Consider the following 14,386-nt stretch of genomic DNA (forward strand, 5'->3'; position numbering starts at 1 on the left):
TTATAACTACTTATGTCCCCAAGGCACTGGCGGTAAATCAACAGGCTTAGTCAGGTCAAAATCTACTCTAAAATCGCGATTCTCGCGTGTTAGACGGTAAGTAAACTCTTGTGGTTTGATATACATATGCCACACATTCGTTATTGAAACATCTAGGCCGTTTTCTCTGAAGTTATTGATAGAGTGAGCATCAACAGGGAAAGATTGCTCGCTAGGGCTCCCCATATCTCCCGTCATTCCGCCATACATAGTCACCTTGTCTTCACTGCCATCTTTATGACGATGGTCATGGGCTAAGTGCAAACCATATTGCGTTTTAGTGATCACCCAAGTGCGTGAGTGATCTTCACCAACATGAAAAGGAACTTTAAGCTGGGTGTCACTGCACTCACGCACGTGCATCACGAGTTTCTTCCCACTGAAAGCTGAATCGACTGTATTGCCAGCGGTTACTGTACCTTCAAACGCCTTACCACAATGCGCGGCGATGCTATCAAAAAACGTATCTTGTTCGCTTGTTGTTGCCAATGCTGGCATCGCTAACATAGAGGCTGAGGTCAGTAATAAAGCTAGGTGTGAGTGTTTTGTTGTTTTCATTATTATCTCCATCAATTTGTGCCAGACAGCCTAACATAATGAGATAAATATTAACTTAAGCTCTAATAATGAGTTTACTTACAGGCTAGCTATAAAAAACCCCTCAGTGAACGGGTACTGAGGGGGCTGATTGGTGGATCAGAAAGGGTAAAGCACTATTGTCGATTAATCATTTGCCTCAGAGGCTGACTAAACTTTCACAACTCGCACAGGGATCCCATGACGACAGTTGGCTCCAGTCCAATAGTCGTTGAGCATACTGGCAGAGCCACCACGAGTTGGATCAGTCGGGATCATCTGGTTGATTGCAACACCACCAGCTCGCTGAGTGAGCGCCGGGATCTTTTTCCCATCAATGACACGATCGTCTCCGCCAAATCCCTCACTGTGACCAAAGCCATGGGATACACATACCGCCTCTTTAGCTACGCCAGAGTCAGTTTGCAGTATGCCTACAGCGGGTTTCCCGTTTGCCGTTATCAGCTGAACATTGTCGCCATTAACTAAGCCCTGCTCACTGGCAGTCTCTTGGTTCATATAGATGTAGTTTGTCGGGCTTATCTCTGCAATGCGTTTATAGGCAACGGCATAGTTTGAGCGCACTGTAGCCTTATAACTTGAGAACAACAGAGGGTATTCCGACTTTGGCCAATGGCTCTCCCAGGTGTCACCATTCCAGAATTTATGCTCTTGGTAGGTGACAGTGCCGGGGTAATGCTCCCCTGAATAAGCATGACGCAGCTGTGCAACAGCCTCATGATAAATCTGCAAACACTTGGCGCCCGCCCCTTTTACAAACTCACCGTCGTAACGCTCATCCGCCACATAGTATCCACCTCTTGATAGGAGGGACTCCACTTGAGCCGTTTCAGTTGGGGTCAGCTTAGAGAGCAATGGTTTCATTGCGTAATCTAAACCAGCCCACTCTCTATCTTCTGCAGTCACTTTGGGCAGGCTTTCACACTGAGAAGCCACATTCGCTAGATATTTCCCATGCCAATCTTCAAAGCACAAGAGATCAGCGTGCTGACCGTCGGCATGGGCGATAGCCCCTTTACCAAAACCTGGTAGCTCCATCTCTAAGGCGATATCGATGAGTAACTGCTCCATGCACACATGCTGGCCTCGCTCATTTTTTACTGTTCTTGGTGTCACTAATGGCGCAGCGGCAACGACCCCTAACATATGGGAGCCCCACATACGGTCTGCGGCGTACTCCTCCAACATAGAGCGATCTGGAATAAAATAATCCGCATAGCGGTTCGTTTCATTCATATGGCAATCAATACCCACAATTAACGGCAGACGTTTTGGATCTTTAATACTCTCAACCACCTCCTGACTAATTGAGGCTGCACTATAGAGAAAGTTATTGCGCCAGTTAAACAAAGCCTTAGCCTGATAGGGATCGGCATTAGCATGGCTTGTCCACTGCTCGGCGGCATTCATTGCTGGCAGAACTTCATGCCAAGGTGTACTTGCAGGATAAGGATTTTGTCCTTTAGCTCGTTTCTGCTGATACTCAGTCGAAGACTCATACGCACCATCACGGCAGGCATTAACAACGCCATCTAAACTGACACCCTTTTCGATATTAGCGAGATCGTAACGCCCCTCTAAGCCACCGATCGGACCATTACCATAAATAGCGCCACCTTTAGCATCATGAGAGCCCACTAAGGTATTGAGCGTTGCCCAGATCCAGCCCATTACAAAGCCATCAGATGAGTTAGTGCCGCCATTACCTGCCACACAGGCCTTACGACCATAATGAGCTAAGTCTTTGGCGACTTGACGCATCTCTTTCACTGAGATGCCTGACTGCTCGGCATAGACCTGCATACTTGTTCGCTGCGCCTCTAACTTCAGCAAGAGCAAAGAGGAAACCAGCTTAACCTTACGACCCTTTTTATCCTTGACCACCTTACTGACAAACAGCTCAGCTTTATCGCCATCCTCTGCAGACACCAACGTTGAGCTAGAGGACTTAATGATTAACGCTTCATCGCCGCCAAGGCCGAAATCAGCCGCTTTAGCAAAACCTCTGTAATTAGGGTGAGTCGGCTCCATCACCACAAGGTGACCCGCATTGGTAAAATTAAGCTCACCTGCAGCTTTTGCAGCCTTCTCGCTCGCTCCTTCAAGATGGGTTCTATTGAACCACTCCTCTTCAAGCATGGTGCGAATAACACCAAAAGAGAATGCTGCATCTTGACCCGGCTTAACCGCTAACCATTTAGCGTTGGTATCTGCAGCAACTGTGGTACGCAGTAGCGGATCGACGCAGACATACTTAAACTTTCTATCTACTCGGCTATCTGCAAGCCCACGCCCGACTCGGTTAAGGCTGGCACCCGATGAACCTGGGCTGGTGCCCATAAACAGACCATACTCAACATTTTCCCAGTCAACATCATTAAGCCACTCTTCAAACCCTGCAGCCATACCTAAGCTGTAGCCAGTCGCTTGCGCAGCGCCGCAATAGGCATGTTTAGTCCCTAAGTTACTCGTGCCCCAAGCTTGCTGCATAAAGCGGGCATAGAAACTGCCGCGCAAGGTATCTTCTGCACAGAAGGTAGCAAACAGGTGGTTCGCTGCACTGCCAAACTCAGGAAAGCCTGGTTTTACTGGCTTATCGAGCTGACGTATCGCAGCTAAACCTTCAACATGCCCCTCTCCAAACAGGTCCCCACCCTTTACAATTTCAGACAGTGCCTGTTCATAACTGATTGTGATCCACTTGCCTTCACCACGTTTACCCGCTCGCTTGAGTACCTGACTCACCCGACGCTCATCATCAACCGAGTCGGCACAGCTTGCGCCCTTAGCACAAGTCGTGGCGCGATTGGCCAGCCCCGCTTCACCAGCCATTTCGATATAGCTTTGCTTCACGCTCACCTCAATGGGCAAGGGAGAGCCTGAGTTGTTCTCGCAATAGGGGTTACCACCTACTTTCAGTACCTTGTCACTTTTCTCATCAATACGAACACGTAAGCCACAGATGTTGTAACAGCTAAAGCAACGTGAGTATGCCGTCCTCACTCCAGCCGTCTTACTCCATTGACCCTCTGCACTTTGCGAGCACTCAGGTGGAATAGGATGACCGAAGCGAGCCACATCTTGACTGCGCTTAGGATGAATGGGTTGAGTTTTATCACCACAACCCACTGTTGCTGCGGCGACTGACACGACACCCGCTTGGGTTAAAAATTTACGTCTATCCATTACGAACTCCTAGCGCTGCCATTCGAGAAAATTAAGCGACAAGATCTCTTGATCATCTGCCTGCTCAGGTAAACCGATATAGAAAATATTGGGCTGAGTGCCAGCCTCAGATAGCATGGCGTACACCTTATTATCTTTCACTAACTGGGATACCGTACTGGCAGGATCATTGAGATCCCCAAAGACCCTAGCCTCACCGATACAGGTCTCGACACAAGCAGGCAAAAGGCCGACTGACACTCGGTGAATACAGAAATTACACTTTTCAGGCGGGGACTCTAATGTGTCATCTTTGCGTCTTGCGCCATAGGGACATGCATCGACACAAAGCTGGCAATGGATGCACTCATCATGGTCGATAACCACAATGCCATCCTCTTTACGCTTATATGTTGCCTCTACAGGACACACATAAACACATGCTGGGTTATCACATTGATTGCACTGATTCGGTACCGCTAACGTAGATATTTGACCTTGTTGCTCAATACTTGCCTGATTAACTCGCGTTCTCCCACGCCCTGTATCTGTCTGGTTCTCCATCGCGCAAGAAACTGTACAAGATAAGCATCCGGTACAGCGGCGAACATCAAAAACCATAGCCAAACGTTTTTCTGCAGTTTTTGCTTGTAGTTGTGCCACAGGCACAATCGACAGCATGGCACCACCAGCAGCCATTTTTAATATGGAACGTCTATCCAACATAATCCACCTCACACATAAACTATATTTATATATAGCCAATATAAATTGACCTTTATTTTAAAATACACATATAAATATAAATTAATAACTGGAATTAACTTTTAAATTAAGCAACAAAGCAGAGCTCACACTTTAAAAATAAATTAAAAAAACATGAAATAAATTCCAACATAGTATTTTTGGAAGGGATAATATCAATATAGAGATAATCCAGTGGTCGACAATATTAAACACACCAAACAAGGTTAGACATCAACACCTTTCAAAACAATAACATAGGCAAGAACACGCAAATCACCTTTTATATTTAAGCAAACAAAAACAAAGGCTAATGCTATTCACCAGTAAAATTCGATTATTGATATTTGCATTTATCAATAAATGAAAAGTGAGATTAATATCAAAGTAAGAATAATAACCATATTAAAAGTGTGACATATAACACTGTATTACCTTAAACATACATAGATGATAATAACCAATAACAAATCAACAGAAATAAACCATGAATAAAATAGACCAATTAAATTACAATCAATTAAAAGTGTTTATTTCAATATATGAACATGGTCAAAGTCATCAAGCTGCAAATGAATTAGGCATGACAGCATCAGGTGTAAGCAGAACCTTAAAAATATTACGTGATATTTTTAAGGACTCACTCTTTATACGAAGATCATCTGGTTTCGTCGCCACTGAAAAAACCCATCAGTTAATCCCAATGGCAAAGTCTTTAGTAGAGCAATACCAGAAAATTGAGATGCAGCACTCAGTCTTCACTCCCGCTGAGTCTGGTGGTCAATACATCATTCATGCTTATGACGAGTTTGTTTACGCAGTAAAGAAAGTAATACGTGATGAGATACTGCTCGAAGCACCTAACCTTCGTTTTGATGTGCGTGTTCTCACTCACGACTGCAGTATGGAACTCGCTAACGGTGATATGGACTTCGTGGTGGTATATGAAGGATTTAATGGCAAAGGATTAAATTATGAGATGTTTGCAGAAACTGACAGCCTTTATCTACTTGCTAGAAAAGACCACCCAATACTGTCCCAGCCATTAACGCTAGAAACCATCTCTCACTACTCCTGCCTTGAGATAGATAACTACGACGATCTGACGTGTCCACTTCTGGTGAATTTATGCCGAGAGCAGAACCTCATCATGGAGGTTGAGGGCTACACAGACAGCCTAGCTTCAGCAATGAGGTTACTCAGTGAAAGCGATGCTGTGACATTGAGCTGTAATCAATTCACACGTCAGTTTGTCAAGATGCTCCCCCAGATCCAATACGTCAAATTACCCGATGAGTTAGCTCAAAGGTGTCGAATTAGACGGAGAGAAAACCGAGAGATAGGTAACTACCTGCTATTTGGAAATACCAATAATTCAGCCGCTTTTAACTGGGTTAAATCCAAACTGATCTGTGGACTCGAGAGAGAGTGGCGGCTCGCCAGCGATGAATAGATCCCAAGCAGTAACAAAGCGATAAGTGGTTAATCCCTGCAATAGATTAGCCCTTACCAATCAAGCCCCTAGGAGGTGAATACCCATACATAAAACTGATATGACTAAAGAGTGAGTTAGACCCAAATAATATTGAGTGAGCAAAACATGTATCGACACCATCAAGCTACGCCTGAAGCCTGAGTCATACATATCGACAAAGCTAGAACACTGGCTTTGCAAATAAAAAATAAACAGTGAATAACACTGACAAGATGGGGAACAAATATGAAGATTAACAGACGCACCTTCCTGCAGGGAGTAGGAGCTAGCTCCGTTGTTAGCTCTCTGTCAGGCTTGATGCCTGGCATTGCCAATGCAACGGAACGCGGCGGGGCGCCAGATAAACTACTCAAACGTGAAGGTAAGATTGTCTACCATACTTGTCAGCGCAACTGTGCTGATCGGTGTCTGCTTAAATTTACCGTTCAAAACGGCCGTATGACCTATGTTGAAGGTGCTTCAGAGATGAAGAAGATGGGCACCTCTCCTTGTGTGAAAGGCCATGCCTATGTGCAGTACACCTATGCCGCAGACCGAATTTTACACCCTATGGAGCGCGCAGGCGCAAAAGGCGAAGGAAAATGGCGCCGCATCAGCTGGGACGAGGCTTATGCAAAAATCGCTAGCCGTTTACAGCAGATCATTAAAGAGCATGGTGCTGACTCCATTTTGCCATACAGCTATTCAGGCCACGAAGGCGTTATTGGGAAATACGGCGGACCTAGCCGTTTCTTTAACGCTGTAGGGGCTCGCAAGCTAGATCGTAAAGTGTGTGTTTTCGCCGCCTATGAAGGCCTGAAGTCTGTGACTGGTACTTACCAAGGTCCAGATCCATACGACAATATCTACACCAACTGTTATATCTCTTGGGGCCAAAACGAAACCGCGACGAACGTACACGGTATTAAGTTTATCAACCAAGCACGAGACAAAGGTGCAAAACTCTTGGTTGTAAACCCAATGCGTACGCCTATCGCATCTCAAGCGGATATCTGGCTACAGCCAAAACCAAGCACAGATACCCATCTTGCTACCGGTATCATGAAGTACTTGATTGAAAACAACTTAGCCGATCTTAAGTTTATCGAAGCTAACACGCTCGGTTATCAAGACCTACTCAAACGCCTTGATGAGATGAGTTACGACGAAATTGAAAAGGTCACCGGCGTACCGAGAGAGAAGATGTTCAAGTTCGCTAAGGTCTACGGCGAATCTGAGTTATCTGTTATTCGTTTAGGCTACGGAATGCAGCGTAACTATAACGGTGCTCGTATGTCCCGTGCTATCGCTATGATGCATGCTGTAGCAGGTCAGTACGGTAAGATTGGTAATGGCTTTATTTATGACAACACCCAAGCGGATGACAGCTTAAATTACTCCAAAGGGCGTGCCGATCATATCCACCCTAATGGCGACACCGTAGGCCATGTCAACATGACAGAGATTGCCAAGGCCATTCACCCGACAAATCCTACCGCTTATGGTAAGCCAATCAAGCCTATTAAGGCTGTGATTAATTACAATGGTAACTTCGTTTCAGTCGCACCTGATTCCAACGCCTGTCGCCTAGGGGCAATGCGTGATGACCTGTTCTTAGTGGTTCATGATTTCTTAATGACAGATACCGCAGAACTTGCCGACATCATAGTACCATCGACAACTCAGTTCGAGTTCCCAGATATGGGTACTGATTACAACTGTTACCACATGCAAACCTCTGAAAAAGTGATTGAGCCTTTAGGTGAATCTAAAGATAACTGGATCTTCTTTAAAGAGTTAGCCGCTCATATGGGGCTAGATCACCACCCTGAGATGCGTGTCGATTATGAACAGATATTGCGTGACTTCTTAGACACTGAGGAGCCCGCCTTCAGACACAACAACATCACTTACGAGCAGATCATCAAAGATAAGTTCGTCACCGTTTACGATCAACGTCCCTACTTTGGTGATGGCAAATACAAGACTGACAGTGGCAAGATTGAGTTCCACTCTCAGATGATGATTGACGCCGGTTACCACCCAGTGATCGACTTTGGTCTGCCTGAAGATGAGATGATCCCAGAGGAGAAGAGCTTACCGTTTAGGATGTTATCTCCAGCGATCCCTCAGCGTGCCAACAGCTCATTCTACAACGTGAAGTATATTCGTAACTTCCCAGCATATATGGCCAAGATCAACACTGAAGACGCCAAAGAACTAGGGATTAAAAACAACGACACGGTCAGACTCAGCAATCACAGAGGCGAAGCATTCTTTGTTGCACAGGTTTCAGGCCAGGTTGGACGCGGCACAGTTATGGCACCTAAAAATAACTGGCGCCGTATGGATCCCCAGGGCAGAGCCAGCTGTACCAACAACCTCACCACCGACAAATTGACCGATATGGGCGGCTGCTCAGCCTACCATTCGACCAATGTCGCGCTAGAAAAAGCCTAAGGAGTAAAAGATGTCTATTAATCAAAAAGTGGGCTTTGTCTTCAGACAAGAAAACTGTGTCGGTTGTGGTGCCTGTACTGTTGCCTGCCAGATCCATAACGAGCTGCCTGAGAACCATAGATTCCGTAAGGTGGATCGCTATGAGGTACAGCGAGAAGATGGTGCGGTAGATGTGTGGTTATCTCACTCCTGTATGCATTGTGAAAACCCCGCCTGCTTAATGGTCTGTCCGGCTAAGGCTTATCACGTAAGAGATGACGGTATCGTAGTGCTCGATCGTGAAAAGTGTACTGGCTGTGGCCTGTGTGCAAGCGCCTGTCCATATTCAGCCGTCAGTATCCGTGAAGACGATGGTAAGGCGGACAAGTGCAACATGTGCGTTGAACTACTCGATCGCGGTATGAAACCTGCCTGTGTGACTGGGTGTCCTGTGCAGTGTATCGAAACCGGCAACATCGACGAGGTGTTAAAGCGACCTTCAGCGAGCAAAGAGGGGATCGGTTACGGCGATTGCATCACGAAACCTAACATGGTGATTATTAAGGAACGCGCATAATGACAACGCAATATGGCCCGTTGGCAATGACTTACTTTGTCTATAAGTCGATGATTTTCAACCCTTCTAGTAATGAAGCTTTAGCTGGGTTAATTGAGCACCTAAACGCTAATAACCCAGATAGTCTTTTACTTAAAGAAGCAGAGAAATTTATCGAGGACTCATCGGAACTAGAATTTGATTTCAACCGTATGTGTATCGGTCCATATAAGCTGCTGGTTGCCCCCTACGAGGGCGTTTATCGTAGTGGTAATCATGTCATAAACACAGATGAAACAGTCAGAGTTGCGGAGTTTTATCAACATATTGGCCTCGTCATTGATGAAAAACTTAATGAACCAGCGGACTTTATCGGTAATGAACTCGAGTTTCTCTACTGCGTTCACGCTTTAGCAGATGAGCAAAGATCAGCAGGTAATATTCAAAACCATGAGGAGCTAACAGCAATTGCTGATGAGTTTATCTCTAAGCACCTTGGCACTTGGATCACTCCTTTCTGTGAAGGGATAAAACACCATGCTCAACAGACTTTTTGGCGCGAATTTGCTACTGAACTGCACCTTTTTATTAGCCAACAAATACAGTAATGCGCTGAAGAGATTTATATCTATTTACGCACTTTGTAATAAGTAAAACAGCATCATCCGTCTCAATCTGCACTCCAAGCCTGCAGATGCTGGCGGATAGCGCTTAATAGGCGACCTTGGTCGCTACAGGAGTTATGAATGAACAGAGCAATAAGATTATTTAGTTTTATTGTCATCAGCCTGTTTGCCTCAACAGCAATAATGGCCGCAGAAGTGGCAACACTACAACCTCAACAATGGCAAAAAATTGAAGTACAACCCATTGCAGGCGATATCCCGGAACTGCTTGGTATGCCAACTCAAGCGGAATTATTGATGCCAGCATCAATACCAGAGGAAGCCAACGAGACGACCTTAGGCTATTTAAGCAATACAGACAGTATCGCATTGCTAGTTTTTGCGAGCCTATTTGGTGTCATCGCGTTATTTATCATCTTCATCAAGGTCAACGGCATCTCACGCCTGGATAAAGGCTTTTCAGGTAAGATGATCAAACGCTGGTCAGGCTTAAGTATTAGCGTCCATTGGCTAGGTGCTATAGCTTGCATCTTGCTCATCTTGACTGGCTTAGTCTTAGCTGGCGGCCGTCACTACTTCGAGCCAAGTATGAATGCACCGAGCTGGGCATCACTGGTAGGCCTTTCCAGTGGCCTGCATGAGCTGATGGCCTTTCCCTTCATCCTAGGCTATATCCTGATGATATTGATGTGGGCACCCAAGCAGCTCCCAGCAAGCTATGACTTGAAATGGTTTGCCGTATTGGGGGGGTATCTCAACGTGGGTAAGAAACATCACCCAGATGCAGGCTTTGCAAACGCAGGTGAAAAATTATGGTTCTGGGTATTTGCACTCTTCGGTGGTGTGATGGTGATTTCAGGCCTGACAATGATGTTTCCTGAAACCTTTGTCGTCACTAAGAATACCGCGAACTTAATGCTGCTATTGCATATCCTATCGACCATCATTATTAGTGCCTTCTCTGTGGTACACATCTTTATGGCAACTGTGATGTCAGAGGGCGGTATGTCTAACATGATCTCCGGCTACTGCGATGAAAACTGGGCTAAACAGCACCATAACTTATGGTTCAACGAGCTTAAGTAAACGACTAACTCTCTAACATCAAACTATGCTCACCTTCCCAAGAAGGGGGTGAGCATTCTTAAATAGAGCCCCGGCTCTGATAACAGATTATTCAGCACCGCACTAATCAGCTCTTCCTTAAGAGATTGATGAATTGTTGCGGCCTGAATTTAACAACATAGAAGATGCATACGATGAAAACACTACCATCACTAGTAGCACTTGCCGTTACACTTTGCAGCTACAACGCCTTTGCAGATGATGCTCAGTCTTTAGAGCAGCGTATCAAACAACTTGAAAACAGACTCGAAAAAAGTACCACGCCCTCCCAGTTTGAAAATAGCCAACTCAGCCTCTACGGCTCCATTCGCCCAACACTAAGCTACTTAGATAATGAGCGAGATGAAACCTGGGATGTCCGTGATGCCCTGTCTCGTGTAGGTATTAAAGCTAGCACTGAATTTGCCGACGGCTGGACAGCCATCGCCCAAGGTGAGTGGAGTGTCGATATTGCCAACTCTGGTAACTTTGGTAAAGCACGTCAAGCATATGCAGCTATCGCATCACCCTATGGCCAAATCGGCATTGGTAAGCAACGTCCTGCGCAATACACCTTAGTGGCTGAGTATGTGGATATCTTTAACCATGGTAATAGTCCTTACGCCTATGACCATGAGAGCCCCTTTTTCGTCGATAACTTCGTGACCTACCAGCTAGTCACAGGTGACTTCACTTGGATGGCTGGCGCACAGTTTGATGGTGAAAGCGGTGATGATGCAACCGATATGGTTAACCTCGGCCTTGGCTACGATGTCGACCAACTGCATATAGGTCTTGGCTATGTTAGCCAAAATACGATGACTGATGCAGGTATCGAAGGCGATGACCAAACAATAGGCGGCGTCGTCGCTTATACCTTCAGCAACGACCTCTATGTCGCTGTCAGCTACCAAGACAAGCAATATAACCTAGATGCATTGAGCCAAGACCGAAGCGGAAGCACGCTAGATAGTGCTTTAGCCTACCCAATTGCTAAAGACTACAAGGTAAAGTTGGGGTATTTCCAGTTTAAGGATGGCATCGAAGATAACACTTCAGCTGACTATGATGGCTTCAATACCACACTTGAATGGAACCCAATTGACAACCTGCGCGTGCACTTAGAGTACCTAGATAAGAGCTTCGAACATCGCAATGACGATCAAGCAATCACCATCGGCTTTAGATACGACTTCAACCTAACTTGGACTGACTAAGCTTAATTAGCGCCTCGATTACTCGGGGCGTCTATTTTTTAACTTATTTTGCTGGGTAAACTCAGCCTTTAAACGTTCGACAAAACGCCTCATCACTAAAGGAAGCTGCTTTTGATATGAATGCAGTGCGTAGACATCCCGTACTTCACCAGTAAACTCTGGCACAAGTTGCAATAATCCCCCCGAATCAAGTTCGTCCTGTACAAAGATTGAGGGGACTAAACCAATGCCGACTCCCGACTTAATACAGTTAATTGCGCTGATCGACGTATTCACTTTTATCGTTTTATCACTAATAAAGTTCAGCACTTGCCCCTGCTTTCCCTTTAAAACAGCCTCTTGTTGCCAAGGTAATACCACTAAAGTCTGCATTGTAAGATCTGAAAGTTCAAGCTTGCCAACCCTGGCAAGGTAACGCGGTGATGCCACTAAGATACTGTCTAGCTTGCCGATAAGAATCGCTTGATAGCTACTGTCTTTTTGCGGGCCAACTGATATCGCAATGTCCAGCTTATGCTCTAGTAAATCTAGCCTTTCATCGGTAAATGCCAATTCAGGAGTTAGCTTAGGGTATTCATTACAAAGCTCAGCCACTATTGGCGTTACCATATTAGCTTCAAAAGCATGAGGCGCTGTGATCGATATTCTGCCTGTTGGATCATGCTCAAGTGATTGCATCTCATCGAGCGTCATTGACAACACCTCTAGCAGTTGCTCGCTACGCTTAGCTAGTTTTACGCCTGCAGTGGTTAGGTTTAATTGCCGAGTACTGCGATTAAGTAGCCTAACACTGAGCCCGCTTTCCAGCTGGCTCACATACTGACTGACTGCTGACTTAGTGTGGCCCAGAGACTCTGCCGCTGCGGTAAACGAGCCCTGCTTAATGACCTCATCAAATACCAGCATCTGGTATGCCAAGCGCTTTTGTTCACTTTTTATGAACATTGATTTCAATATCCACATAATTATTAATAGTTAAAATAACAATAAACTGCTCAGCATACTTAAACAAGCAAGAGATAAATAAGATGAGCCAGTCAATTCGCCAATCAGTCATGCAAGCAAGCCGAGAATGGGTTGCCGATTTCAATCGTGGTAATACCCAAAAATGTATCGCCCGCTACTTTCCTGAAGCTAAGATGCAGGTATCGCCATTCGGTCGATTCGATGGCCTTGAAGCCATCTCTCAGTTTTGGTTAGGGTTTGCCGAAAGTAAGCCTGGGGATCTCGTGTATCGAAATGTTGAGATCAAGGTGCTTAACGATAAGCAAGCCATCTTATCGGCAAACTGGTCGATGAATATCGCCAGCGGCTTTATCAGTAAGGAGCTATGGACCTTAGCGCAAGACGGGCAGTGGTATTTAGAAGAGGACGATTTTAGCGTACTCACGCAACTTGAGGCGCCATTAGCCCAAGCGCAACGCACGGCACTTGTCTTGGTCGATTTGCAAAATGATTACTTCCCTGGTGGACGTTTCGAGCTGGAAAATCCAGTGACGAGTACTCAAAAAGCAAAAGAGTTACTCACTCACTTCAGAGCTAAGCAGCTGCCTGTTATCCATATTCAGCATATCTTTGAAGATGAAAATGCGCCCTTCTTTGCAGTGAATACAACAGGTATTGAGATTGAGAACAGCGTCGCACCGATTGAGGGCGAGCCAGTTATCGTCAAACATCAGATAGACAGCTTTATCAATACTGCACTGGAACAAACTCTGGTTGAGCTAGGCATAGATAAACTCGTGATTGTCGGAGCAATGGCACAAGCCTGTGTGCAGACTATCTGTCGCAGCGCTGTTAATAAGGGCTATCAATGTGAAGTAATTGAAGATGGTGTCGCGGCGCCTGCGTTAGAGTATGCAGCCCATAGCTTCTCAGGTGCAGAGCTGATTGCAGCCAATATGCTGTCACTCACTTTTGGTGGCGCTGCAGTGACTAATAGCCAAACCTGGTTCGCACAAAACAGCTAAATGAGCAGCTCACATTAACAGCACAGCTAATCAAACCAGGTGGCAGCTTTGGCTGCCGCCTGACTTTCTACGGCATCATCGATATACATGCTTACCATAGCAAGTGCGGCGGCTAATGCGCCCAAATCATCAGAAAAACCAACCAATGGCGTTAAGTCTGGAATCGCATCTAACGGGGTAATGAAATAGGCTAAAGCACCAAAGATGATGGTCTTAGCCCATTTAGGAGTATCAGGTCGTTGCGCCGCATAATAGAGACATAGTGCATTTTCAATCACTTCTCGACCCGCTTTCTTGGCAAACAGCTTTACCTTGTTCCAGAAGCCTTCATCAGTATACCCCTCAGTGGTACCCGCTGAATTATCACTCATAAACACTCCTAGGGCCTGTTGGCTTTCACGGTTGTTGTTACTCAATCTTAATGGGTTGGGTGTAAGGAATCGAGCAATGATGCC

12 protein-coding genes are annotated in these 14,386 nt (G+C 45.7%); 7 read left to right on the forward strand and 5 right to left on the reverse strand.

Annotated elements, in window-relative coordinates:
• Positions 1–6: 6 nt before the first annotated feature.
• From BM736_RS12010 to BM736_RS12020, 3 genes are all read right to left on the reverse strand, one after another.
• Positions 7–597 (reverse strand): hypothetical protein, encoded by a 591-nt coding sequence (locus BM736_RS12010; RefSeq protein ID WP_076412341.1) that lies wholly within the window; start codon positions 595–597, stop codon positions 7–9.
• Positions 598–786: 189 nt separating this feature from the next.
• A complete protein-coding gene (locus tag BM736_RS12015) occupies positions 787–3,822 on the reverse strand; it encodes a molybdopterin-dependent oxidoreductase (protein WP_076412343.1) in 3,036 nt (1,011 codons plus the stop codon).
• A gap of 9 nt (positions 3,823–3,831) precedes the next feature.
• Positions 3,832–4,527 carry a 4Fe-4S dicluster domain-containing protein gene (locus BM736_RS12020; protein ID WP_076412346.1) on the reverse strand — a complete coding sequence of 232 codons (696 nt, stop codon included), beginning with the start codon at positions 4,525–4,527 and terminating at the stop codon, positions 3,832–3,834.
• Between the two features lie 505 nt (positions 4,528–5,032).
• On the opposite strand from BM736_RS12020, the gene BM736_RS12025 reads away from it, so the two are divergent.
• From BM736_RS12025 to BM736_RS12050, 6 genes are all read left to right on the forward strand, one after another.
• Positions 5,033–5,998 carry a LysR family transcriptional regulator gene (locus BM736_RS12025; protein ID WP_076412349.1) on the forward strand — a complete coding sequence of 322 codons (966 nt, stop codon included), beginning with the start codon at positions 5,033–5,035 and terminating at the stop codon, positions 5,996–5,998.
• Between the two features lie 267 nt (positions 5,999–6,265).
• Positions 6,266–8,479 carry a molybdopterin-dependent oxidoreductase gene (locus BM736_RS12030; RefSeq protein WP_076412351.1) on the forward strand — a complete coding sequence of 738 codons (2,214 nt, stop codon included), beginning with the start codon at positions 6,266–6,268 and terminating at the stop codon, positions 8,477–8,479.
• Between the two features lie 10 nt (positions 8,480–8,489).
• The gene (locus tag BM736_RS12035) at positions 8,490–9,035 is read left to right on the forward strand and encodes a 4Fe-4S dicluster domain-containing protein (RefSeq protein ID WP_076412353.1); all 546 of its coding nucleotides are present in this window, start codon (positions 8,490–8,492) and stop codon (positions 9,033–9,035) included.
• Positions 9,035–9,622 (forward strand): molecular chaperone, encoded by a 588-nt coding sequence (locus BM736_RS12040; protein ID WP_083700110.1) that lies wholly within the window; start codon positions 9,035–9,037, stop codon positions 9,620–9,622. Before BM736_RS12035 ends, BM736_RS12040 begins: the two co-directional genes overlap by 1 nt.
• Before the next feature lie 138 nt (positions 9,623–9,760).
• Positions 9,761–10,726 carry a formate dehydrogenase subunit gamma gene (locus tag BM736_RS12045; RefSeq protein WP_076412358.1) on the forward strand — a complete coding sequence of 322 codons (966 nt, stop codon included), beginning with the start codon at positions 9,761–9,763 and terminating at the stop codon, positions 10,724–10,726.
• Between the two features lie 164 nt (positions 10,727–10,890).
• Entirely contained in the window at positions 10,891–11,961 is a 1,071-nt protein-coding gene (locus tag BM736_RS12050) for a porin (RefSeq protein ID WP_076412361.1), read from the forward strand.
• An 18-nt stretch (positions 11,962–11,979) separates the two neighbouring features.
• Here the strand turns inward: BM736_RS12050 and BM736_RS12055 are convergent, their stop codons facing one another.
• Positions 11,980–12,906: a LysR family transcriptional regulator gene (locus tag BM736_RS12055; protein ID WP_256717823.1), complete on the reverse strand. Its 927-nt coding sequence runs from the start codon at positions 12,904–12,906 to the stop codon at positions 11,980–11,982.
• Between the two features lie 83 nt (positions 12,907–12,989).
• Here BM736_RS12055 and BM736_RS24885 point away from each other — a divergent pair, with 83 nt between their 5' ends.
• On the forward strand, positions 12,990–13,931 hold the full coding sequence (locus tag BM736_RS24885) for a cysteine hydrolase family protein (protein ID WP_083700113.1): 942 nt from the start codon (positions 12,990–12,992) through the stop codon (positions 13,929–13,931).
• Between the two features lie 26 nt (positions 13,932–13,957).
• Here the strand turns inward: BM736_RS24885 and BM736_RS12065 are convergent, their stop codons facing one another.
• The gene (locus BM736_RS12065) at positions 13,958–14,302 is read right to left on the reverse strand and encodes a YkvA family protein (RefSeq protein ID WP_076412545.1); all 345 of its coding nucleotides are present in this window, start codon (positions 14,300–14,302) and stop codon (positions 13,958–13,960) included.
• Between the last annotated feature and the right edge of the window lie 84 nt (positions 14,303–14,386).

Source organism: Shewanella sp. UCD-KL12, assembly GCF_001957125.1.
In the GTDB taxonomy this organism is placed as follows: Bacteria; Pseudomonadota; Gammaproteobacteria; order Enterobacterales; family Shewanellaceae; genus Shewanella.